Consider the following 20,558-nt stretch of genomic DNA (forward strand, 5'->3'; position numbering starts at 1 on the left):
TCACGGCCTTCCCCTTTCAGTTCATAACAACTGATTAAAGTTTATACCGAAGATGTTGCATTCCATTTAACTTACTACAATTCATAATTGCTGCTGAAAACCGCTACTCCATGCTGATAAAAAAGATCCCGCTGCTTAAAGTAAGGCTCACCCATTTTTATCCCCAGCCGTGCCGCCTCGGCGCTGCGGGCAATCACGCAGCCGTCGTTATTTGACAGGACGACCACGGGCCATCCTTTTAAGTCAGGGCGGAAAACCGTCTCACAACTGGCATAAAAAGAATTTACATCTACCAGCGCAAACATACTTAGCCTGTCGCTTTGACGATGTAAGTCACGACGCCGAATATCTCCAGCACCTCGTCACTACGGATAAAGATGGGGGACCAGGCTTTATTCAACGGATTTAAGCAGATCACCGGACGTAACTGAAGCTGCTTGACCGTAAACTCTCCTTCCACGGCAGCGATGACAATATCGCCATGTTCCGCTGTCCGTGAGCTGTCGACTATCAGTAAATCCCCATCGCTAATACCGCCTTCAGTCATTGAGTCGCCGGATGCCCGGACAAAATAGGTCGCGCTGGGGTGATGAATCATCAGTTCATTGAGATCGATGCGCTGCTCAACATAGTCCTGTGCCGGTGATGGAAAGCCACACTGCACCAGGTCGCTGAATAGGGGCAGCAAAACGACCGGACGTAGTTCCGCTGGTTGAATAAACATCAAAATGGGTACCTCAATGAATTACTGTATATTTAAACAGTAATTTGAGTTACCGCTGAGATCAAGACAGGGAATAACTATTAATTTTTGACACTGAAAAGAAGAAAACAAAAATTGCTTAATAAATCACCTGGATGGTGGTGTTGAGCCCCGACCCTAACGAAGGCTGTAGTATTGTCGCAATGCCTCTTCGAGAGCGGGCCGTGAAACGACCAGAAAAGCACACTCTCCGGGAACGGTTAAGCGGTACTCACTACTGATGTATGCCTAGGAAATGTGATACTACCGGTCTGGGTAAAAAAGCCAGTTCATTGCAACAATCCGGGTAAATGTTAAGGGCATAGCTAAACCTTATGTAAATATCGAAGAGAAGCGCCCCTCTTCAGGAGTGAAGGACGGAAAAATGCCGTTTTTATGGCGGATGCAAAAGTGGCTCATACTTGCGTTAAAAATAACTAACCTGTAAGTAAAAGTAAGCAATTCGAATTGTTTTATGTCAGATAAGAGATAACTCAAAAGAATAAAAACTGGATTTTTCAAATTGTTATAATCAATTTTCAATGCAACGAAGCGGCACTTTTTAGGTAAGCGAAGCGGTAATTAAACTCTCATTATAATTTGACGCTCTGGCTTTTTAGACTAACTTTAAGTACTGAAAGCAGTCGATATGTATCATAAGTATCGATTATATGTCTAACATACTGTGGAGATATATGATGGCTGAACATCGTGGTGGTTCCGGTAATTTTAAAGATGATCCGCAAAAAGCTTCTGAAGCCGGTAAGAAAGGCGGACAAAGCAGCGGCAGCGGCGGTAACTTTAAAAACGATCCGCAAAAAGCCTCTGAAGCTGGTAAGAAAGGCGGTCAGAGCAGTGGCGGTAAAAAATAGCCTTGCCAATAAACGCTTAAAAGCAATGTAGCCATTAACAATACATTATTTTATAGCTAATGGCGAGTCGTTACAGACTCGCCAGATTTTTTATGCCTGTCGACTGTGTCCTGCATATTTTATTAATGCCTTTTAAATAAAAGGCATTGGTAATAATGCAACGCTGTTACGGCCAGCCAAATTAATCTGGAGAAAGCATGACTCATTTAGTAGAAAACTATCATGACTGGTTGCGGGATGCGCATGCCATGGAAAAACAGGCTGAATCCATGCTTGAAGCGATGGCAAAACGGATTGATAACTATCCCGATCTCAGGTCGCGTATTGAACAGCATCTTTCTGAAACCAGACATCAAATTAGCCTTCTCGAAAGCGTTATTGAACGCAATAATATCTCCCGTTCAGTGTTAAAAGATTCTATGAGTAAAATGGCTGCATTTGGTCAATCTATTGGCGGAATGTTTACTCCTGATGAAATTGTTAAAGGTGCTATCAGTAGCTATGTTTTTGAGCAGTTTGAAATTGCCTGCTATACCTCATTAATTGCCGCTGCTGAAAAGGCAGGAGATAGTGAAGGCGTGTCGGTGTTCAAAACAATCCTTGCAGAAGAGGAAGCCATGGCTAAATGGGCGCTGGATCACCTTCCTGATGTCACACAACAGTTTCTTCTACGCTCAGAAGCTCCTGGCGTTGAAGCGAAAAAGTAAAGCGTCATTTTGCTATACAAAGAAAAGGTCACGCCTGAGCGTGACCTTTGTTTATGTGTTTTAGCAGGCCCTAAAAAGCAAAACAACAGGAGCCACCGGATGCATTGCTTTACTGCCCATTAAAACAACTCTGCTGGCTGGTGTTGGCGTAAACAGCAGAGTCAGCCTAAATCTTACGCTCATGAAAAATTTTATCAATCAAAACAATAATATTGATCGCTACAACCGATCAATTGTATGAAAAACAACCATATTGAATTTCTTTGCGTGTTTAAAATATTAATACCATGAAGTTACCATACTCATAATAAAATACATTTTAAGTTATTATTGTGAAATATATTATTAGCAGTATAACTTAAGGAAATTAAATACGCTTAAGATCCTTCGCTGTCGGTAGAACATGCTGATATTGCCTGTCCCGGAAGCGAAAAAAGAAAAAGAGAAGTTGCGCACATTTTCTACTCTTCAGCAGGCATAGTGTAAGAATCCCCTGAGGAGATCAGATCCATGAAAAAGTTACTAATATGTTGCATTTATGGCGCAACCGCAGGCTCTCTGGCGAAAAAAATGCAGGCTGTCGCTGACCGTCGTGGCTATCAATTAATGATCAGCGCCATCGGCATAGAAAATTTTGCCAGCGTTGCCCCGGCATTCGACTGTTACCTGTTTGCGCCTCATATACAATATAAGCTAAGCGAACTTACGCAAAATTTAAGGCCAGGATGCCCCGTTGCAGTGATTGAAAGTTACCCTTACGCTTCCCTTGATGGTGAAAAAGTTTTCGACTATGCGATCGCACATCTGCCAGTGTTAGTGAAATAAAATACGAATGGTCGGATAATACACGAATTTCAGATATTATCTGACCGTCTGGTAACTCAACGAGACCGTTAAAAGATGTTTACCGACAAAGAATTGAATGTTTAGTGACTAATAATGAATGACGCTTTGCACTAACAGTAAATGGACTGACCTCGCGGAATATTCCAACGAACTACCAATCCATGGCGACGAGGTCAGTGCGCAGGATAATATACAGTCCGTTGCTATTATTTTTAGCTCTCCGTGCTTAGCTGACTGCCCTTCGCATAATCGATAAAAAAATAGCAATTATTTTGTTTAGCCGTTTATTATATAATCAAACAAGTGTTAATTTTTTGACCGCTATCGTTGTATGCCTTCCGGCTCGCTGGCGGGTTCAGTATAAGATATAAAAATTCATCCTCAGGCCTTACTTATTCAGGCCTGAGGATGAAACGTTACTTACCTTTGTCGTTGTAAGGGTCTTCTTTATGGTCGTTGCTGCTATCACGCGTACGCGGGATTTCACCATGCTCTTTCGGACTCCCCGTGACCGGGCGGTCATCCTCTTTTTTGCGTTCCCGATCGGTATCGTGCTTGCTCATCTCACTTCCTCCATTTAGCATGCGGTCACTCAAGCCTGGAAGAAAAAGTACGTTTCAACAAGAAATTATGATTCTATTTATAAATATATCCCTGTTACATATCGCCGCTGGCCAGGCGAGACATGCTTACCAGGTAAGGGTTCTGCGTTTCCATACGGTAATATTTTTCTTTTTCTCCCGTGCCAGCAGCGTCTTGTAAACGGAAAACCATGCCGCCAACGACAACAACACACATGCCGCTACCAGAAGCCACAGATGTTCGGTAAAAAAGACGGACAGTAAAAGGATTACCGCCGGGATTGCCGCCGCCGTACCGGCAAACACTCTTATTTGAGTACGGGCTTCACGGGAAACATAGTGATCTATTTTATGGGCATGACAATGCTCACAAACCTCAGCCTCAATGGGGATAAGCTCATTGCAAGAAGGGCAGTGAGTATGGGAATTGTGTGTGTCTGTCATATTTCTCTCCCGATGCTATGAGTTACTTTTCAATTTTTAAAATTGGAACTCAATACTACATTTTTTTTACCACGCTTTTTTTAGAAGCGCACGAAAGGCAAATAAACATAGTTCATTGCAAGAGCACGGCATTTGCTGACGCAAAGAGAATAACGTTTCCAGAACAACAGCTTAATCACAATTCCCGTTATAATCGATTGCGATAAGCACACTTTTTTTAAGATGTTTCCATTTTTTTAGGGTGTTATTCCATCAAACTTTACCCCAAAAAATAACACACGCATTGTAAATGGGTTTGCCCCAGGACGTCCAATAACTTTTAAATCCCAGCCGTAGATTTCCTACCATTATTGGTGGATGAATTCATTTAAACTTTCATTTGAAGGCACATAACCGCTATAACGTGTTGTCAAAGAAGATAATCGCAGGCAAGTTTATATAGCTTAAAACAAGATACTTATAGATTAGTCTTATATTCAAAGTTATAGTGACATCTCTCGATTACCTGGCCTGGGGCAACCGTACGTCAGCCAAGAGGATGATGCATAACCCGGTATTTCGTTCAGGAGAGAATAATGTCCACGTTTGCTATCATTGCAATACCTTTTTTTGTAGTCGCGCTGGTTTTCTTATCGCTCGCTTTCCAACAGAGAAAACCCGTATGGTTTATTCTTGGCGGCGTATTTATGGCGTCATCGCTGGTGAATGCGGTCATTGGAATGGCCTCATACAGTTAACAATTATGACAGAGGATTTATGAGATTAGGCATCGCGTTTCCCGTCGTTATCTTTTTTGTTGCCGTGGCATTTCTGACGTGGTTTGTCGTGGGTGGTTATGCCACACCGGGATCATGATGTTAGCGACCAAACGCTTACTTTTACGCAACGTCGCCGCCGGGGATGCTGACGATCTTTTCCGTATTTATGGCGATCCCTGTACTCATACCTTTAACCCTGCTGGCCCCTGGCCCAGCGTAGACTATACGCGTCAACGCCTCGCCGGATGGATAACCGAACATGAGCAATACGGTTATGGCAACTGGGCGATCGCGTTACGTGATACCCCCGAACGAATTATTGGCTTCGCCGGAATAACGCTAAGGGAGCTGGATGGGATACCGACTTACAATTTGGGTTATCGTTTTGCACCCGACGCATGGGGCAAAGGCATAGCCAGCGAGTTTTGCCAGTTTGCCCTGGGTTATGCCTTTAACACGTTAGGCCTGCACGAAGTCACTGCGGTCGTCAGACCTGCCCATCTTGCCTCACAGCGGGTTCTGGAAAAATCAGGCATGATCAAAACCGCAACGGTAAATGATGTGCCTGGCGCAGAACCGAGTCTGGTTTATCGCCTGTCCGTTACACAGTGGCACGAACATCCTTTACGTGACACTCACTAATGCCAGCGCCCCGCTGGCTTATTTCAGCGCCATAAATGCTCGTCCTGCAAGGCGTGCTATCTCCAGCAAGCGCTCCGGATCATAACCCGCTCTGGATTTGGCTGAGAGTCCCGCCATTACCGTACCCATATAATCGGTAAATTGCCTGGCGTCCTGCGGATGACGCTGAGCAATATAATTATGGATAACTTTCTCGGCGGCAGAATGAAACTCACAGGCGGCCTCACGGGCTGAGGCATCATCACAGTGCGTTCCCTCAACAACAAGGCAACCCGCCGCATCCAGATCAGCCGCATACAGCCTCGCCGCTTCTTCAAGCACCTGTGACAGACACTCCGCAACTGGCCGGTCAGCGCGTAAAAGAGCCTGAAGTGGGATCGCGCCGGTACAGGCATAGCGCTCCAGAACGCGCGCGTATAGCCCCATTTTGCTGCCAAATGCCGCATAAAAGCTCGGCGGTTTAATCCCGATCGCTTCGGTCAGATCCGCAATACTCACCGCATCATATCCCCGCGCATGGAACAGGCGTTGAGCCGTGGCTATCGCCGCTTCAGGATCAAAGCGACGGGGACGCCCCGGGGTGCGTGCTAATTTTGTAGTCATCGATACATAATTCCTTGACAGGCTTCTTCTCTCAACCATATTGTAATGGTCACTACAATATGATTCAAGGAAACACGTATGTCTGTATTTCAGAATAAATCCGTTCTGGTGCTTGGGGGCAGCCGGGGTATAGGGGCAGCAATCGTGCAGCGTTTTGCCGCCGAGGGGGCATCTGTCACCTTCAGCTATTCAGGCTCGCAAGATGCGGCAGAGCAGCTGGCGAAAGCCACCGGCAGTAACGCTGTACAGGCCGACAGTTCAGATCGCGATGCGGTCATTCGCGTAGTACGCGACGCCGGGCCGCTGGATGTGCTGGTGGTTAATGCCGGTATCGCCCTTTTTGGTGACGCGCTGGAGCAGGACGCGGATGCCGTCGATCGCCTGTTCCGTATCAATATCCACGCGCCTTACCATGCCTCGGTGGAGGCGGCCCGTCAGATGCCGGAAGGCGGACGAATTATTGTCATTGGTTCTGTCAATGGCGATCGTATGCCGATCCCGGGCATGGCTTCTTATGCCGTCAGCAAGTCGGCACTACAAGGGCTGGCCCGTGGCCTGGCGCGTGACTTTGGCCCACGCGGGATCACGATTAATATCGTGCAGCCCGGCCCGATTGACACCGATGCCAACCCGGCAGAGGGCCCGATGCAAGAGTTGATGCACAGCTTTATGGCGATCAAGCGGCACGGGCGTCCCGAAGAAGTAGCGGGGATGGTGGCATGGCTGGCAGGGCCGGAAGCATCGTTTGTGACCGGCGCGATGCATACCATCGATGGCGCGTTTGGCGCTTGATCTGCAGCTTACTGCGCCCAGTCCGGTTTGTTTAAAATGTGGTCCTGCCAGTCCTGGACTTCAGATTCACGCACGGCGATGTGCCTTACTGAGATGCGCTCGCCGTGCATGGCCGCCTTTGAACCCGCTACCAGCGGATGCCAGTGCGGCAAATCTTTGCCTTCCGCCAGTAATCGATAGGCGCAGGTATGCGGCAACCACTCAAAAGTGGGCAGATTTTCGCGGGTTAACTTTATGCAGTCCGGCTCATATTCAAAACGGCGCTCGTAATTACGGCACTGGCAGGTTTTGATATTTAGCTGGCGGCAGGCAACGTTGGTGAAGTAGATCTCATCGGTGTCTTCATCCATCAGCTTGTGCAGACAGCACTGCCCGCAGCCGTCGCACAGCGATTCCCACTCGGCGTCGGACATATCGTCAAGGGTTTTGCTCTGCCAGAAGGGTAAATTGCTCATAAAAACGTCCACGATGATGATCCAGGGTGCACCTTATAACCACTCCGGCACCCTGATGCAAGTATTGCCACCAGAAACGATGGCAAAAACAGGTTACAGCACGCGTGTGGTCAGTGAATTACCGTTAAAACTCACTTCAAGCTCGTCGCCGCTTTGCAACGGACCGACGCCGTCAGGCGTGCCGGTTAATACCACATCCCCAGCTTTAAGGGTAAAGAAGCGACTCATATAAGCGATAAGCGGCACGATTTTATGGATCATATCGGCAGTTGTCCCCTGCTGACGCACCTGGCCGTTTACTTTCAGGCCCAGTGGCGTGGCCTGTGGATCGCCGCTAAATTCGGCGGCCGGGATAAAACCGGAAAGGGGGCAGGAATTATCAAAACCTTTGGCCTTTTCCCACGGCTGCCCTGCTTTCTTCATTTTGCCCTGCACGTCGCGCAGGGTAAGATCGAGCGCCACGCCATAACCAGCAATCGCTTTGGCAACGTGTTCTTCAGATGCCTGACGTAGCGTAGCGCCAATCAGAACGGCCAGTTCCACTTCATGATGCACCGAACCATAGCCCTGAAGAAGTGACAAGGGCTGGCGGATATCGCACAGCGCCGTTTCAGGTTTGATAAACAGCACCGGCTCTTCCGGCGTTTCGCTGCCCATCTCTTTAATGTGCTTTGCGTAATTACTGCCAACACAGACGACTTTGCTAACCGGGTAATCCAGCAGAGCGCCCTGCCAGTTATGATGTTGATACATATTTTCCCCTACAGTTAATCAAATGTACGATGACGTTATTTTTTACCTGTCGATGCCAGATGTTGCTTGAGTAAATTTTCCGGTGGCGGCGGAAGTTGTAAATAATAGCCCTGCTCCAATAATGCCTGCTTCACTTTATCCAGATCCGCACCGGCTAATTTTTTACGCCCGTCGAGTGGCAGAAGCATCGCAAGCTGTGGTTTGCCAAAACCGGCCATCAGTTCAGGAGGCACCCGTGAGAAATCGTCCTTTTTTTCAACATACAAATAGGTTTGCTCGCGTCGGGTGCTTCGGTAGATCACACAAAACATAACTTTTACTCTGAATTAAGAGGGAGGTGACTTGCCTCAATATAATAGTGACTATAACATGCCTGAGAGTCTTCGGAATATCATCCCACACCGGTGATGGTAAAAAGCAAATTGAGTAAGGCCAGGATGTCAAACACGCCAATCGAACTTAAAGGAAGTAGTTTTACCTTATCAGTGGTGCATTTGCATGAGGCAAAGCCGGAGGTTATTCGTCAGGCGTTAGAAGACAAAATCGCTCAGGCACCGGCGTTTTTACGTCATGCCCCGGTGGTAGTAAACGTGAGCACGCTGGAGGCCCCTTTCAACTGGTCGCCTGTTCAGCAAGCCATTACCGCTACCGGCTTACGGATTATCGGAGTGAGCGGCTGTAAGGACCCTGCGCTTAAGGCAGAAATCGACAGAGCGGGTTTTCCTCTCCTGACAGAAGGCAAGGAAAAAGTGGTACGGTCTGCCCCTGCTGAAGTGCAACCGCCGCCAGCGGCGGTGCCCCCCATCGCAAAAACACGGCTGATTGACGTTCCGGTTCGTTCTGGCCAGCGCGTCTACGCTCCACAGTGTGATTTAATTGTCACCAGTCACGTAAGTGCGGGCGCAGAATTGATTGCCGATGGAAATATCCACGTTTATGGCATGATGAGAGGCCGTGTACTCGCAGGTGCCAGTGGCGACAGAGAAGCACAAATATTTTGTACGCACCTGACGGCGGAATTAATTTCCATCGCCGGTGAATACTGGCTGAGCGATCAAATACCAGCCGAATTTTACGGCAAAGCCGCGCGCTTACGTCTGGCGAATGATGCTTTGTCGATTGAACCCCTAGAGTAATCCCTTTTAACAAGGAATTTTTATGGCACGCATTATTGTAGTTACATCGGGTAAAGGGGGCGTTGGCAAGACCACCTCCAGCGCGGCCATCGCTACAGGTTTAGCCCAGAAGGGTAAAAAAACCATTGTTATCGATTTCGATATCGGCCTGCGTAACCTGGATTTAATTATGGGTTGTGAGCGTCGGGTGGTGTACGATTTCGTTAACGTGATTCAGGGTGATGCCACGCTGAATCAGGCCATGATTAAAGATAAGCGCACGGATAATCTCTATATTCTTCCTGCATCACAGACGCGTGATAAAGACGCGCTGACCCGCGAAGGCGTGGAAAAAGTGCTTGAAGAGTTGAAAGGAATGGATTTCGATTTCATTGTCTGCGACTCCCCTGCCGGTATTGAAACCGGCGCGCTGATGGCACTCTATTTTGCTGACGAAGCCATTATTACCACCAACCCGGAAGTCTCGTCGGTGCGCGACTCCGACCGTATTCTGGGTATCCTGGCCTCAAAATCTCGCCGGGCGGAAAACGGCGAAGAGCCGATTAAAGAACATCTGTTGTTGACCCGCTACAACCCAGGGCGCGTGAACAGAGGTGATATGTTAAGCATGGAAGACGTTCTGGAAATCCTGCGCATCAAGTTAGTTGGTGTGATCCCGGAAGACCAGTCTGTCCTGCGCGCTTCCAACCAGGGGGAACCTGTCATTCTGGATACCATTTCAGATGCGGGTAAAGCATACGCCGATACGGTGGATCGCCTGTTGGGAGAAGAACGCCCTTTCCGCTTCGTCGAAGAAGAGAAGAAAGGTTTCCTCAAGCGCCTGTTCGGAGGATAAGTTATGGCATTACTCGACTTTTTTCTGTCACGGAAAAAGAATACGGCTAACATCGCGAAAGAACGATTGCAGATTATTGTTGCGGAACGTCGTCGTAGCGACGCCGAGCCGCATTACTTGCCGCAGTTAAAGCGCGATATTCTGGAAGTGATTTGCCGTTATGTGCAGATCGACCCTGAAATGGTCACCGTGCAACTGGAACAGAAAGGAGATGATATCTCTATTCTGGAACTGAACGTCACTCTGCCTGAAGCGGAAGAGTCAAAGTAGCCGCACGCTACCGGGTGGTCAGCGCCACCCGGTATCTCACACCTTAACTGCGCGGGTAATCAGCCAGCAACGTCTGTAGCGGCTCACCCATCAGCTCACCACGCCAGCCGGAAATCAGTTCTGGCAGGGTCGCCGTTATTTTCAGCTTCCAGTGCCAGTTAAGTAGCTGGTTGATTTGCCGACGTGATGCCAGCAGCTCGGCCCCAATGCCCTGCGCTACGCTAATATCCTGTACCGCTGATTTAATGTCTTTGAAAACCTTACGATAGCCAGGCATATCCATCAGATTCAACAATGGCTCAGGTAACGCTTCCTCGGGAATAGCCTGTGCTTTTTCTACCAGGCTAAGCAGCGTTTTGCCATGAAAACGAATTTCACTTCCTGAAAGCCCGAGGCTATCGAGTTCACCGAGGCTGCCCGGCATATAGCGCGCGACGGACCATAAGTGTTCTTCGCGCACCACAAAGTTCACCGCCATGTCGCGGTCGCGGGCTTTGCGTAAGCGCCACGCTGCCAGCAGTTGCAGACAGGCCAGCTGGCGAGGGCGCAACTGCCAGGCGTTGGTGATCTCGCGCCACGCCTCATCGGGTTCGAGGATTTCCTGACGACGATTTTTCATCAGCTCGCATTCATCCAGCGCCGCAGAAAGCCAGCCGGCACGATCGGTTTCCGCCAGTAACTGCCGGGCGACGGGCAATAAATACCAGACATCGGCCGCGGCATAATCGCACTGACGCTCGGTCAGTGGACGCGCCAGCCAGTCGGTACGCGACTCGCTTTTGTCCAGTTTCAGGCCGGTAAATTCTTCAACCATTGAGGCAAATCCCCATGACATCGGACGGCCGCAGAATGCCGCCAGGATTTGTGTATCAATGAACGGCTGCGGCATCACGCCGAACTCATGAAGAAAGACCTCCAGGTCTTCGCTACCGGCATGAAGAAACTTGGTCACCTCGCCGTTCAGTAGCAGTTCGCGCATCGGCGTCCAGTCGGTGATGCCAAGCGGGTCAATCAATGCTACGTGCTGACCATCAAACAGCTGGAGTAAACCCAGCTGCGGATAGTAGGTACGGGTGCGCACAAATTCAGTATCCAGGGCAATGGCCGGAACCTGGCTTGCCGCTTCACATAAAGTAAGTAGCGCGTCATCAGTGGTGATCATCTGGTAATTCAAATCATATTCTCTTAACTTGCGCCCATAAAAAACGCCGGCTTAACCGGCGTCTGGCGACAGGCTCGTGACTCAGGCTTTATTGTCTACTTTACTGCGCGCTTCGTCACGCAGTTCTCGTCGCAAAATTTTACCGACGTTGGATTTTGGTAGCTCAGTACGAAACTCTACCTGTTTCGGCACCTTATAGCCAGTCAGTTGCCGGCGGCAAAAAGCAATCAACGAATCCTCGCTGAGTGTGGTGTCTTTTTTAACCACGAAAATCTTTACCGCCTCGCCGCTGCTGCCGGAGGGTACGCCGACCGCCGCCACTTCCAGCACGCCTGGATGCTGCATCACAATGTCTTCGATCTCATTCGGATAGACGTTAAAGCCGGAAACCAGAATCATATCTTTCTTTCGATCGACAATGCGCAGGAATCCCTCTTCATCCATCACCGCAATATCACCGGTATGCAGCCAGCCATCTTTAATGATTTCATCGGTGGCATCCGGACGCTGCCAGTAGCCCAGCATCACCTGCGGCCCTTTAATACACAGTTCGCCCGGCTCACCCGGAGCAACTTCATTATCATCATCATCCACCAGTTTCACTTCGGTAGACGGGACCGGCAGGCCAATACTGCCGCTGTGGTAGTCAATGTCGTACGGGTTAACGCTAACCAGCGGCGAGCACTCAGTCAGACCATATCCTTCCAGCAGATATTGCCCGGTCAGCTTCACCCAGCGGTCAGCGACCGCCTGCTGGACGGGCATCCCGCCGCCGGCGGAAAGATGTAAAGTGGAGAAGTCAAGCTGCTGAAAGTCTTTGTTATTAAGTAGCGCGTTAAATAGCGTATTGACGCCGGTCATGGCGGTGAAGGGATATTTTGCCAGCTCTTTCACCAGACCGGGAATGTCTCGCGGGTTGGTGATCAGCACGTTTTGCCCGCCCAGCTCAATAAACAGCAGGCAGTTTATGGTCAGGGCAAAAATGTGATACAGCGGCAGCGCGGTGATCACCAGTTCTTTACCGCGATGCAGCAGCGGCCCGTAAGTCGCGTTGACCTGCTCCAGGTTAGCCAGCATATTGCGGTGAGTCAGCATCGCCCCTTTCGCCACACCCGTGGTGCCACCGGTATATTGCAGAAAGGCCAGATCGTCGGGTACCAGGTCCGGCTTAACGTACTGCATCCGGTAGCCGTTATGGAGTGCGCTACGAAAGGAGATGGCATCCGGCAGATGGTATTTCGGTACCAGCCGCTTGACGTATTTAACGACAAAGTTCACCAGCGTACCTTTGGTGGCAGAAAGCTGATCGCCCATACGGGTGAGAATAACGTGCTTCACCTGGGTTTTATCGACCACTTTTTCCAGGGTGTGGGCAAAGTTAGAGACGATAACAATGGCTGCCGCGCCGCTATCATTAAGCTGATGCTCCAGCTCGCGCGGCGTATACAGCGGGTTAACGTTTACGACCGTCATCCCGGCGCGCAGGATGCCGAACAGCGCCACCGGATATTGCAGCAGGTTTGGCATCATCAGGGCAACGCGATCGCCCTTCTGCATCCCCAGCCCCTGCTGTAACCAGGCAGCAAATGCCCGACTACGCTCCTCCAGCTTACGAAAGGTCATCACCTCCCCCATATTAACGAAGGCGGGCTGGTCAGCATAGCGGTTCGCTGAATGTTCGAACAGTTCAATCAGGGAGTGATAACGGTCAGGATTGATCTCCGCAGGTACGTCCGCAGGATAACGGTTTAGCCAAACCTTTTTCAATGCATCACCTCTAAAACGTGAATTTGTCGTCATCACAACCCCAGATAATAAACAAGCCGTTAACATTATATTAACTCAGCGTACCAGTTTATTAATCAGCCAGAATTCAGGTTGCGAAGCGCGTCACTATTTATTTTTATTTGTTACGTCAGCCATAAAGAAGCAGCGGACTGGCCGCTGCTTCTTTATTATATATTACAACAGGTTACTCGGTAACCACGCTCTGCACCTGCGCAGGTCCGGGGTTATACCAGCCGCCATATCCCCATGCCCACGGATGCGGTCCCGGCCCCCAGAACCAGGGATCAATCGGCTGCGGCGGCAGCATAACCTGCTGCGTCACTCGCCAGCGTTTGTAGCCGTTCACCTGCATGACCATAAATGTATACGGTGTATTGCCCACCTTCCCTTCCGCGGTACCGGTGATCGGCCCTACCACGGTGACAAGCTGATTACGGAAGTCGACCGGGTCAAGAAAACCGCTGACGTCGGCGTAAATACGACCGCGTGACGGCTCACCCAGCACCGGGCGCGCGCCGTCATCCAGCGAGACGGTGGCGATTTCCAGACGGGTTTTTCCCTGCTGGTTTTCGATGCCCACCACTTTACCCCCGAAGCGGGCTTCCTGGCCCACATACAGCTGTGGTGCGTTCATTACCCGCACCAGATCCTGCTGAGGCGTGGGACTGGAGCCTTTAATGGCATCAGGAATGGTGACGCACCCGCTCAGTGCCATGGCCAGCGCACCTGCGGCTATCCAGCGTACAATCTGTTTTTGAACCGCCATGATACAACCTCTTTATACTGAGTCTCTGATACTGAGATTCATTCCCGGCCAGGAAGTTTCTTCCATGCGACTTCATTGCGTAAATAGATGGGTTCCGCCATTTCCACCGCGACGGTCTGATGACGCGAGAATAGCTGGCAGGCCAGCGGCAGCATATCTTCCGCTGCCGGTAACAGCATTTCGCCATCGGTTAAGGTAAGACCACTGTCCTGGGCTAAATCGGGCCAGGCAGCCCAACCGGTTCCCACTGTAGCCCAACTGCCGCTCAGGTTTTTCAACCGTGCATTAACCACCTCTGGTTTAAGCACCGCTTCGGTCTCTTCGCCGTGCCAGACGCCCGCTTCATCTCGCTGGTATTCTGCCCAGTACACTTCGCCCATACGGGCATCAATGGCCGCCAGTACACGGGTAGCGCCGGTTTTTCGCCAGGCTCCTTCGGCCATCGTCATTAACGTCGAGACGCCGATCATCGGCAGGTTGGCACCCAGCGCCAGCCCCTGGGCAATGCCAATGCCGATACGTACGCCGGTAAAGCTGCCCGGCCCACGTCCAAACGCCAGCGCATCAAGGTCCGCCAGTGTGACGCCGCCGTCGCTCAGTTGCTGCTGGACTAAGGGCAGAATACGTTGGGTATGTTCCCGCGGACACAGTTCAAAATGGGCACCGGTTTTACCGTCATTCCACAGGGCAACGGAACAAGCCTCCGTGGCGGTATCAATAGCCAGAATTCGCATGGGGATCGCGTCTTACACTCCAGATCAAAAAATTGGCTCTATTTTATCACAGCCGCCGCTAAATTACCGCGCTGGCGGAACGGCCAGAAAACGCACTGCCCGGCCGATGTCACGGGTGCGCGGCGTCGGCGGCAGGCTGGCCAGAAAAACCGCGCCGTAAGGCCGCATCACCAGACGGTTATCGCAAATCACCAGCACGCCGCGATCGTCAACATCGCGGATAAGACGTCCCACGCCCTGTTTAAGGGTAATCACCGCGTCGGGAAGCTGGACCTCATCAAACGGATCGCCGCCGCGCAGGCGACAGTCTTCCATCCGCGCTTTCAACAGCGGATCTTCCGGCGAGGTAAACGGCAGTTTGTCGATGATCACCAGCGACAGGGTATCGCCGCGCACGTCCACGCCTTCCCAGAAACTGCTGGTCGCTACCAGCAGCGCGTTTCCGGCGCTGACAAACTGCTGCAAAAGCTGGCCTTTGCTGGTCTCTCCCTGAAGCAGCACCGGCAGGGTCATGGTGGCACGAAACTGTGCGGCCAAATCACGCATCATGGCGTGGGAAGTGCAAAGCATAAAGCAGCGGCCGTTATTAGCCTCAATCATCGGTTTGAGCATTGCCGCCAGATGACGCGCCGCGCCCGGCTGATTGGTCGCAGGCAGATTACGTGGCACGCACAACAGCGCCTGATTTGCGTAATCGAAAGGACTCGGCAACAGTAAGGAATGCGCCTCGTCAATACCGAGGCGGGAAGTGAAATGATGGAGGTCGTCATTCACTGACAGCGTGGCGGAGGTAAAAATCCAGCTTCCCGGCTTCTGCGCCATCACCTCTTTAAATTTGTCCGCCACCGTCAGCGGTGTGAGCGCAAGGGTAAAATGGCGGGAGTTACATTCGTACCAGTAGCTGTAACCTGGCTGGTTAATCTCTTTCAGCCGCTTCAGGCGGGCACGATACAGCGTGGCGCGCTCAAATGCCGCATCCAGTAACGCCGAGCGGCCGAGCGAGAGTTTTGCCACGTCGTAACACAGCTCAAGCGCATCATCGAGCAGCAGCAGCGCACGTTGAATATTGGCGTCCGCCAGCAGCTCACGCAGATTACCGCGATAGCCGGGTTCGCCCAGCTGCAGGCGAAAATCCTGGGCACTCTGCGCCAGCCGGTCGGCACATTTTTGCAACTGCTGGGTGTCTTTGACTTCCGTGCGGTAGGCAATGCTGATGTCTTTCGCCAGGTCCAGCAACTGACGGCTGGAGAGCGACTGACCAAAATACTGGCTGGCGATATCCGGAAGCTGGTGCGCTTCATCAAATATCATCACATCCGCCTCAGGGATGAGTTCACCAAAACCGCTGTCTTTGACCACCATATCGGCGAGGAAAAGGTGATGGTTGACCACCACCACGTCGGCGTCCATCGCCTTTTTACGCGCCTTGACCACGAAGCAGTCTTTATACAGCGGGCAGTCACTGCCCAGACAGTTATCGTTGGTGCTGGTCACCAGCGGCCACGCCTGGGAATCCTCCGCCACGCTGGCACAGGTGCTGATGTCGCCATCAATTGTATTATTAGCCCATGAGCGCAGGAGGATAACGTCGCTAAGCGTTTGCACCGGCAGGTCGCCACCTGCCAGCGCCTGCTGCTCCAGACGTTCAAGGCACAGGTAGTTTGAGCGCCCTTTCAGCAGCGCCAGTTTGCCGGTAAAGTCCAGCGCTTTCGAGACGGTGGGTAAATCACGGCTGTAGAGCTGATCCTGCAACGCTTTTGAGCCGGTAGAGATAATGACTTTTTTACCCGCACGCAAGGCTGGGGCGAGATAGGCGTAAGTCTTCCCGGTCCCGGTCCCCGCCTCAACTACCAGCGGTTGAGTTTTCTCAATCGCCCCGGCGACCGCCACCGCCATCTGGCGCTGCGGCTCGCGCGGTTTGAAGCCGGGTATGGCTTTGGCTAACTGGCCGTCTGTTGCAAAATCGTCCGTCACGCTACCCCCTGGTTAAATCGCCAGTGATTATGTCAGGGTGAGCTGGTTTTCGCCAGCACGAAGAGATGACGAAACGCGGACAATATGGCAGTCTTGAACACTATCTGTGAGAATTTAAAAAGGAAAATCCCATGACCATTACCCGTATCGATGCCGAAGCCCGCTGGTCTGACGTCGTGATCCACAATCAGACGCTGTACTACACCGGCGTACCAGAAAATCTTGATGCTGATGCCTTTGAGCAGACGGCGAATACGCTGGCGCAGATTGATGCGGTACTGGCCAGGCAAGGCAGCGATAAAACTCACATTCTGGACGCGACAATTTTTCTCGCTAATGCCGATGATTTCGCCGCAATGAATAAAGCGTGGGACACCTGGGTGGTGGCAGGCCACGCGCCGGTGCGCTGTACCGTACAGGCAACGCTGATGAAACCGCAGTATAAGGTTGAAATTAAGATTATTGCGGCGGTATAAATATAGCAGGCCATCAGGTCCTGCAATTGGATTGTTCGGGCCTGATGTATGAGCGAAATGCAATGGTTAACATTGCGAACTTAGCGCCAGAAAGCAGGGCAAAAGGAGAGCAAGGATGCAATTAACTGACGGTGAACGAAAACAAATTTCGCGCATTCAGGAAAAAATACCACAAATTCATCAAAAAGATCCGCACTATAAAATTTTTGGCTCAGAGAAATGGCATTATCAATGGCCTGAGCCTGCGGAAGAAGGCAATATCGCGACGTGGGAAGAAAAACATAATATTATCTTGCCACGCTCCTACCGGATTTTCTTACGCTATATTGCCAACGGTGGTCCAGGCTTTGCCTGGGGGCTGTATCCACTTGAAAAAACGCGAGTCGATGGTAACTTGACTCAGGATAGCGTTATCCCTCTGGATATGACTCAGCAAGAAATGGATGCAATTAATGACCGCCAGCAGAAATGGTATGATGCCAGCGATGATGTGGATATGCTTATTGCCTATAATGGCCTTTTAACAATTCTGACGGAAGGTTGTACTTACGATATCTGCCTGGTTGTTACAGGAGAATATCGTGGGCGCTTGATTGCAACTGATGGTAATTGTGATTACCCATTTGAATTTATTTATGATGAGGATTTTCTCGACTGGTATGAGCGCTGGCTTGACGGTATTCTCTGTAGTATGGACATGGATCGTTTTGGCACAAGCGTTCCAGGCTCACAGATGCAGCTAAGGGCCATGTACAATACGGCGGATGCCCCCGTGATGCGCCTGCGTATTATTTCTTCATTGTCTCGTTTTGCCTTGCCGGAATATAAAACCCTGGCATTAATGGAAAACATTTGCCGGGAAAAAGAAGATTTACAGCTTTGCGCAGAAGCGCTGAGAATTTTATTTACTTTTAGAGCCAATAGCGCCCATGATCTTTTATGGCAATTTTTTAACACCCCAGGGAAATGGCGAGAATTTGTTATTAGCAAATTAAAATTTATAGCCCGCCGTGGTGAAAACATAGACAGATATATTTTTCCTTTATTCAGGCTACTGCCAGAACTCAATGAGCGCGAATTTCCCTCTGCTATTTTTGCCATTCAGGAAACAAAATATAATCGGTTTAAAAACTTTACCCATCTTTTACATAAAGTCACCGATCGACGTCTTGTTACGCTACTCTATGCATTACAAAATACGCCAGATTTTATCTCCGATGATCATCACATTGATATGTTATTACCGCTTTTCGCCCATGCAGACTGTGCAGTGATTCGCCAGCTCATCGAGACATTAGGACGAGTGCAAGATCGGCGAATTCTGCCGCTGGTAAAGCAGGCTGTACAACGTTTTCCGGAGTTATCAATGCTGTATGAAAGGTACTATCCCGGATCTTAAATAAACCCCATCAATTAAGGACAATCATGATGACTGAAGAATGCCAACAAATTATCGATCTTTTACACTGCGAATATCAGCTTTTCATTGATGAAACTGATGACAAACGTCTGCTGGCGACCTGGCAGCAATGGCGTGAGGAAGGTGAAAAAGCCGGGTTCATTCCGCTGATCATTGTTCCGGATAGTACGCTAACGGACATGCTGGAAGAATTCGATCCAACCTCTTTTGCAGAAGATCGCAGGCAAATGATTTGCGAAGCTGAAAAGCTGGACGCGCAGGCGTTATTCGCCCGTTATCCTTCTGGCGATGGAATGACTGGCGAATTTACTGACACTATGCCCAACGACCAGTTTTGCTCCTGGTGGCATGACGAGGAGCAGCTCTGTAAAGAAATTTTGCTGGTCAAAATCCCTACCCGGAATCCGTGGGAACTCGCCGCGTGGGTGCCCATGGGCGGGTTTAATAGTTGCCCGTCACCCGCGGAACAAATCGCCGTTTTTCGTTGGTGGTATGAACAATACGGTGCAATACCGGTTGCGGTAACACATGATGTCTGGGAGATGTCGGTCTCACGCCCGCCGCAGAGCGATGAAGATGCAGAAAAGCTGGCAAATGAGCAATTTGCCTTTTGCGAGGATATTGTGACGCAGGGGATGGAGAGTATCAGAGCGCTGGCCAGTATGTTAAAAAACGCCCCGGTCTGGTATTTCTGGTGGGATTGAACACGGTTAACATCGAATTAGAGCGGTAATATACTGCCGCTCTCACGGTTGTTGAGGCCGGTTATGCCTGATGGCATTTCGTTTGCGCAAACCGACCTCACAGCTTTAATCCGACAATACTTTCCATGCCGGATTAAGCAACGCGATCGCCAATGATGTCAATCAAAGAGCGAGGGCGAAAGTTGGCAAAAGTAAATGCCATTGGCAGTACAAGCCAGGATGCGGTTACTACTCATATACCAGGCAGCGTGCGCAAAATGCTTTTCATCCGGATGAGCAAATTGCAGGCTGTCCTGTTTTTTTAGCTGCTGCCCGGTCAGACGCCAAAGCGTAAATTTATTATGCTGATTATAACCGTTGTCGGTAATGATCCACGGGTTGCAGAGCGCGAAATCCTGCATACCCTGGACCGGTATTTGATAACTCACTGAATCACTGCCGCTAAGATGCACCAGTTTAAAGTCCATATAATAGTAAAACCACACGGACTGCGGGTTTTCGACGTTAAGCGCATAGCAGTCACAAATATCAAACTCGTCCTGTTGCCAGAGTATATTTCCGCAGAGATCGTATTTTACCAGACCGGGCCGGCCCATTGGCTCCTCCCAGCCATAATTGCCGAAAACACCTTCATCGAAATAGCTGACCCATATCGCGCCGTCCTCTGTAACGGAAATATCCTGAATACCATCGCCTAACGTAAAGCGGCGAACCACAGTGCTGTTTAGCGTATAAATCGCCGCATTTTTCTCTCCTTCACCATTTTGGTAGCGGCTGCGACCACAAACCAGTAAGAGGTGGTCATCATCCACAAGCTGAATATGATGAAAATTTATGTCATCTGTAATTACCGGCAATTCCAGACGACGTAAATCTGGAGAATAAAGGGTGATATACCAGCCTTGCTTCTCTGTTCGCGTCGGAACAAACATGCCATCAATACGCTCAGGTATTTTTTCGGTTTCCAGAATAGCTATCCGCCCATCCGCGGCCCATGAGCAGGCAACAAACTGCCCCCGGGAGTGATGGTTAAGACGTGTAAGGGGAAGAGTGATCATAAGTAAGCCTCCTGCATGGTGTTATTCCATAAAAATTAGC

General features: G+C 50.2%; 26 protein-coding genes and 1 pseudogene. 13 read left to right on the top strand and 14 right to left on the bottom strand.

The features are described from left to right. Positions 1 to 77: 77 nt before the first annotated feature. Both CHU32_RS13160 and CHU32_RS13165 read right to left on the bottom strand, forming a co-directional pair. Positions 78 to 305 (bottom strand): annotated as a pseudogene (locus CHU32_RS13160) (Y-family DNA polymerase); the annotation flags it as partial. Positions 306 to 307: 2 nt separating this feature from the next. Then, on the bottom strand, positions 308 to 727 hold the full coding sequence (locus CHU32_RS13165; protein ID WP_176691654.1) for a translesion error-prone DNA polymerase V autoproteolytic subunit: 420 nt from the start codon (positions 725 to 727) through the stop codon (positions 308 to 310). 713 nt (positions 728 to 1,440) lie between these two features. On the opposite strand from CHU32_RS13165, the gene CHU32_RS13170 reads away from it, so the two are divergent. The 3 genes from CHU32_RS13170 (at position 1,441) to CHU32_RS13180 (ending at position 3,146) form a co-directional block, all read left to right on the top strand. Then, positions 1,441 to 1,614 (top strand): KGG domain-containing protein, encoded by a 174-nt coding sequence (locus tag CHU32_RS13170; protein WP_103675985.1) that lies wholly within the window; start codon positions 1,441 to 1,443, stop codon positions 1,612 to 1,614. A 197-nt stretch (positions 1,615 to 1,811) separates the two neighbouring features. Continuing rightward, the gene (locus tag CHU32_RS13175; protein ID WP_103675986.1) at positions 1,812 to 2,321 is read left to right on the top strand and encodes a ferritin-like domain-containing protein; all 510 of its coding nucleotides are present in this window, start codon (positions 1,812 to 1,814) and stop codon (positions 2,319 to 2,321) included. 510 nt (positions 2,322 to 2,831) lie between these two features. Next, positions 2,832 to 3,146, top strand: coding sequence for a PTS sugar transporter subunit IIB (locus CHU32_RS13180; RefSeq protein WP_103675987.1), 315 nt, complete (start codon positions 2,832 to 2,834; stop codon positions 3,144 to 3,146). A 437-nt stretch (positions 3,147 to 3,583) separates the two neighbouring features. Here CHU32_RS13180 and CHU32_RS28250 read toward each other — a convergent pair whose 3' ends face one another. Continuing rightward, positions 3,584 to 3,730 carry a hypothetical protein gene (locus CHU32_RS28250; RefSeq protein ID WP_176691655.1) on the bottom strand — a complete coding sequence of 49 codons (147 nt, stop codon included), beginning with the start codon at positions 3,728 to 3,730 and terminating at the stop codon, positions 3,584 to 3,586. Positions 3,731 to 3,856: 126 nt separating this feature from the next. After that, positions 3,857 to 4,192 (bottom strand): hypothetical protein, encoded by a 336-nt coding sequence (locus CHU32_RS28035; protein ID WP_133159244.1) that lies wholly within the window; start codon positions 4,190 to 4,192, stop codon positions 3,857 to 3,859. A gap of 575 nt (positions 4,193 to 4,767) precedes the next feature. On the opposite strand from CHU32_RS28035, the gene CHU32_RS28255 reads away from it, so the two are divergent. Genes CHU32_RS28255 through CHU32_RS13190 form a run of 3 tightly spaced genes read left to right on the top strand, consistent with a single transcriptional unit; the run spans position 4,768 to position 5,592 of the window. Beyond that, complete coding sequence (locus CHU32_RS28255; protein WP_176691656.1) at positions 4,768 to 4,929, top strand: hypothetical protein; 162 nt, start codon at positions 4,768 to 4,770, stop codon at positions 4,927 to 4,929. 19 nt (positions 4,930 to 4,948) lie between these two features. Continuing rightward, positions 4,949 to 5,047: a YoaK family small membrane protein gene (locus CHU32_RS13185; RefSeq protein ID WP_103675988.1), complete on the top strand. Its 99-nt coding sequence runs from the start codon at positions 4,949 to 4,951 to the stop codon at positions 5,045 to 5,047. Then, positions 5,044 to 5,592: a GNAT family N-acetyltransferase gene (locus CHU32_RS13190; RefSeq protein ID WP_103675989.1), complete on the top strand. Its 549-nt coding sequence runs from the start codon at positions 5,044 to 5,046 to the stop codon at positions 5,590 to 5,592. The genes CHU32_RS13185 and CHU32_RS13190 overlap by 4 nt, the downstream gene beginning before the upstream one ends. 18 nt (positions 5,593 to 5,610) lie before the next feature. Here CHU32_RS13190 and CHU32_RS13195 read toward each other — a convergent pair whose 3' ends face one another. Next, positions 5,611 to 6,195 carry a TetR/AcrR family transcriptional regulator gene (locus CHU32_RS13195; RefSeq protein WP_103675990.1) on the bottom strand — a complete coding sequence of 195 codons (585 nt, stop codon included), beginning with the start codon at positions 6,193 to 6,195 and terminating at the stop codon, positions 5,611 to 5,613. 78 nt (positions 6,196 to 6,273) lie between these two features. On the opposite strand from CHU32_RS13195, the gene bdcA reads away from it, so the two are divergent. After that, the gene (gene bdcA / locus CHU32_RS13200; RefSeq protein ID WP_103675991.1) at positions 6,274 to 6,987 is read left to right on the top strand and encodes an SDR family oxidoreductase; all 714 of its coding nucleotides are present in this window, start codon (positions 6,274 to 6,276) and stop codon (positions 6,985 to 6,987) included. Between the two features lie 8 nt (positions 6,988 to 6,995). On the opposite strand, the gene CHU32_RS13205 is transcribed toward bdcA, so the two are convergent. The 3 genes from CHU32_RS13205 to CHU32_RS13215 form a co-directional block, all read right to left on the bottom strand. Next, the gene (locus tag CHU32_RS13205) at positions 6,996 to 7,442 is read right to left on the bottom strand and encodes a YcgN family cysteine cluster protein (protein ID WP_133159245.1); all 447 of its coding nucleotides are present in this window, start codon (positions 7,440 to 7,442) and stop codon (positions 6,996 to 6,998) included. 93 nt (positions 7,443 to 7,535) lie between these two features. After that, positions 7,536 to 8,195: a fumarylacetoacetate hydrolase family protein gene (locus CHU32_RS13210; protein ID WP_103675993.1), complete on the bottom strand. Its 660-nt coding sequence runs from the start codon at positions 8,193 to 8,195 to the stop codon at positions 7,536 to 7,538. Between the two features lie 35 nt (positions 8,196 to 8,230). Next, positions 8,231 to 8,506, bottom strand: coding sequence for a YcgL domain-containing protein (locus CHU32_RS13215; protein ID WP_103675994.1), 276 nt, complete (start codon positions 8,504 to 8,506; stop codon positions 8,231 to 8,233). A 126-nt stretch (positions 8,507 to 8,632) separates the two neighbouring features. On the opposite strand from CHU32_RS13215, the gene minC reads away from it, so the two are divergent. Genes minC through minE form a run of 3 tightly spaced genes read left to right on the top strand, consistent with a single transcriptional unit; the run spans position 8,633 to position 10,436 of the window. Further along, positions 8,633 to 9,331 carry a septum site-determining protein MinC gene (minC, locus tag CHU32_RS13220; RefSeq protein ID WP_103675995.1) on the top strand — a complete coding sequence of 233 codons (699 nt, stop codon included), beginning with the start codon at positions 8,633 to 8,635 and terminating at the stop codon, positions 9,329 to 9,331. 22 nt (positions 9,332 to 9,353) lie between these two features. Next, positions 9,354 to 10,166, top strand: a complete 813-nt coding sequence (gene minD, locus CHU32_RS13225; RefSeq protein ID WP_103675996.1) for a septum site-determining protein MinD — start codon at positions 9,354 to 9,356, stop codon at positions 10,164 to 10,166. Positions 10,167 to 10,169: 3 nt separating this feature from the next. Next, positions 10,170 to 10,436, top strand: a complete 267-nt coding sequence (gene minE / locus CHU32_RS13230) for a cell division topological specificity factor MinE (RefSeq protein WP_049840897.1) — start codon at positions 10,170 to 10,172, stop codon at positions 10,434 to 10,436. A gap of 43 nt (positions 10,437 to 10,479) precedes the next feature. On the opposite strand, the gene rnd is transcribed toward minE, so the two are convergent. The 5 genes from rnd to yoaA all read right to left on the bottom strand — a co-directional run bounded on the left by rnd (position 10,480) and on the right by yoaA (position 16,860). Next, complete coding sequence (gene rnd / locus CHU32_RS13235) at positions 10,480 to 11,598, bottom strand: ribonuclease D (protein ID WP_176691659.1); 1,119 nt, start codon at positions 11,596 to 11,598, stop codon at positions 10,480 to 10,482. Positions 11,599 to 11,679: 81 nt separating this feature from the next. After that, the gene (fadD, locus tag CHU32_RS13240; RefSeq protein WP_133159246.1) at positions 11,680 to 13,365 is read right to left on the bottom strand and encodes a long-chain-fatty-acid--CoA ligase FadD; all 1,686 of its coding nucleotides are present in this window, start codon (positions 13,363 to 13,365) and stop codon (positions 11,680 to 11,682) included. A gap of 205 nt (positions 13,366 to 13,570) precedes the next feature. Next, positions 13,571 to 14,152, bottom strand: coding sequence for a Slp family lipoprotein (locus tag CHU32_RS13245; RefSeq protein WP_103675999.1), 582 nt, complete (start codon positions 14,150 to 14,152; stop codon positions 13,571 to 13,573). A 38-nt stretch (positions 14,153 to 14,190) separates the two neighbouring features. Further along, complete coding sequence (gene tsaB / locus CHU32_RS13250) at positions 14,191 to 14,886, bottom strand: tRNA (adenosine(37)-N6)-threonylcarbamoyltransferase complex dimerization subunit type 1 TsaB (protein ID WP_103676000.1); 696 nt, start codon at positions 14,884 to 14,886, stop codon at positions 14,191 to 14,193. Between the two features lie 63 nt (positions 14,887 to 14,949). Beyond that, complete coding sequence (gene yoaA / locus CHU32_RS13255) at positions 14,950 to 16,860, bottom strand: DNA repair helicase YoaA (protein ID WP_103676001.1); 1,911 nt, start codon at positions 16,858 to 16,860, stop codon at positions 14,950 to 14,952. Between the two features lie 131 nt (positions 16,861 to 16,991). Between yoaA and CHU32_RS13260 the strand changes: the two genes are divergently transcribed. The 3 genes from CHU32_RS13260 (at position 16,992) to CHU32_RS13270 (ending at position 19,460) form a co-directional block, all read left to right on the top strand. Next, complete coding sequence (locus CHU32_RS13260; RefSeq protein ID WP_103676002.1) at positions 16,992 to 17,336, top strand: RidA family protein; 345 nt, start codon at positions 16,992 to 16,994, stop codon at positions 17,334 to 17,336. Positions 17,337 to 17,451: 115 nt separating this feature from the next. After that, complete coding sequence (locus CHU32_RS13265; RefSeq protein WP_103676003.1) at positions 17,452 to 18,735, top strand: SMI1/KNR4 family protein; 1,284 nt, start codon at positions 17,452 to 17,454, stop codon at positions 18,733 to 18,735. 26 nt (positions 18,736 to 18,761) lie between these two features. Then, positions 18,762 to 19,460: a DUF4253 domain-containing protein gene (locus CHU32_RS13270; RefSeq protein WP_218113727.1), complete on the top strand. Its 699-nt coding sequence runs from the start codon at positions 18,762 to 18,764 to the stop codon at positions 19,458 to 19,460. A gap of 158 nt (positions 19,461 to 19,618) precedes the next feature. Here CHU32_RS13270 and CHU32_RS13275 read toward each other — a convergent pair whose 3' ends face one another. Further along, positions 19,619 to 20,518, bottom strand: coding sequence for a hypothetical protein (locus CHU32_RS13275; RefSeq protein WP_103676005.1), 900 nt, complete (start codon positions 20,516 to 20,518; stop codon positions 19,619 to 19,621). Positions 20,519 to 20,558: the final 40 nt, after the last annotated feature.

It is taken from the genome of Superficieibacter electus, assembly GCF_002915575.1.
GTDB classification, from domain to species: Bacteria; Pseudomonadota; Gammaproteobacteria; order Enterobacterales; family Enterobacteriaceae; genus Superficieibacter; species Superficieibacter electus.

Excerpts from the sequence above, each read along its gene's own strand:
- CHU32_RS13170 (WP_103675985.1), top strand. The coding sequence starts at position 1,441 with ATGGCTGAACATCGTGGTGGTTCCGGTAATTTTAAAGATGATCCGCAA.
- CHU32_RS13175 (WP_103675986.1), top strand. The coding sequence starts at position 1,812 with ATGACTCATTTAGTAGAAAACTATCATGACTGGTTGCGGGATGCGCAT.
- CHU32_RS13180 (WP_103675987.1), top strand. The coding sequence starts at position 2,832 with ATGAAAAAGTTACTAATATGTTGCATTTATGGCGCAACCGCAGGCTCT.
- CHU32_RS28250 (WP_176691655.1), bottom strand. The coding sequence starts at position 3,730 with ATGAGCAAGCACGATACCGATCGGGAACGCAAAAAAGAGGATGACCGC.
- CHU32_RS28035 (WP_133159244.1), bottom strand. The coding sequence starts at position 4,192 with ATGACAGACACACACAATTCCCATACTCACTGCCCTTCTTGCAATGAG.
- CHU32_RS28255 (WP_176691656.1), top strand. The coding sequence starts at position 4,768 with ATGTCCACGTTTGCTATCATTGCAATACCTTTTTTTGTAGTCGCGCTG.
- CHU32_RS13185 (WP_103675988.1), top strand. The coding sequence starts at position 4,949 with ATGAGATTAGGCATCGCGTTTCCCGTCGTTATCTTTTTTGTTGCCGTG.
- CHU32_RS13190 (WP_103675989.1), top strand. The coding sequence starts at position 5,044 with ATGATGTTAGCGACCAAACGCTTACTTTTACGCAACGTCGCCGCCGGG.
- CHU32_RS13195 (WP_103675990.1), bottom strand. The coding sequence starts at position 6,195 with ATGACTACAAAATTAGCACGCACCCCGGGGCGTCCCCGTCGCTTTGAT.
- bdcA (WP_103675991.1), top strand. The coding sequence starts at position 6,274 with ATGTCTGTATTTCAGAATAAATCCGTTCTGGTGCTTGGGGGCAGCCGG.
- CHU32_RS13205 (WP_133159245.1), bottom strand. The coding sequence starts at position 7,442 with ATGAGCAATTTACCCTTCTGGCAGAGCAAAACCCTTGACGATATGTCC.
- CHU32_RS13210 (WP_103675993.1), bottom strand. The coding sequence starts at position 8,195 with ATGTATCAACATCATAACTGGCAGGGCGCTCTGCTGGATTACCCGGTT.
- CHU32_RS13215 (WP_103675994.1), bottom strand. The coding sequence starts at position 8,506 with ATGTTTTGTGTGATCTACCGAAGCACCCGACGCGAGCAAACCTATTTG.
- minC (WP_103675995.1), top strand. The coding sequence starts at position 8,633 with ATGTCAAACACGCCAATCGAACTTAAAGGAAGTAGTTTTACCTTATCA.
- minD (WP_103675996.1), top strand. The coding sequence starts at position 9,354 with ATGGCACGCATTATTGTAGTTACATCGGGTAAAGGGGGCGTTGGCAAG.
- minE (WP_049840897.1), top strand. The coding sequence starts at position 10,170 with ATGGCATTACTCGACTTTTTTCTGTCACGGAAAAAGAATACGGCTAAC.
- rnd (WP_176691659.1), bottom strand. The coding sequence starts at position 11,598 with ATGATCACCACTGATGACGCGCTACTTACTTTATGTGAAGCGGCAAGC.
- CHU32_RS13245 (WP_103675999.1), bottom strand. The coding sequence starts at position 14,152 with ATGGCGGTTCAAAAACAGATTGTACGCTGGATAGCCGCAGGTGCGCTG.
- tsaB (WP_103676000.1), bottom strand. The coding sequence starts at position 14,886 with ATGCGAATTCTGGCTATTGATACCGCCACGGAGGCTTGTTCCGTTGCC.
- CHU32_RS13260 (WP_103676002.1), top strand. The coding sequence starts at position 16,992 with ATGACCATTACCCGTATCGATGCCGAAGCCCGCTGGTCTGACGTCGTG.
- CHU32_RS13265 (WP_103676003.1), top strand. The coding sequence starts at position 17,452 with ATGCAATTAACTGACGGTGAACGAAAACAAATTTCGCGCATTCAGGAA.
- CHU32_RS13270 (WP_218113727.1), top strand. The coding sequence starts at position 18,762 with ATGATGACTGAAGAATGCCAACAAATTATCGATCTTTTACACTGCGAA.
- CHU32_RS13275 (WP_103676005.1), bottom strand. The coding sequence starts at position 20,518 with ATGATCACTCTTCCCCTTACACGTCTTAACCATCACTCCCGGGGGCAG.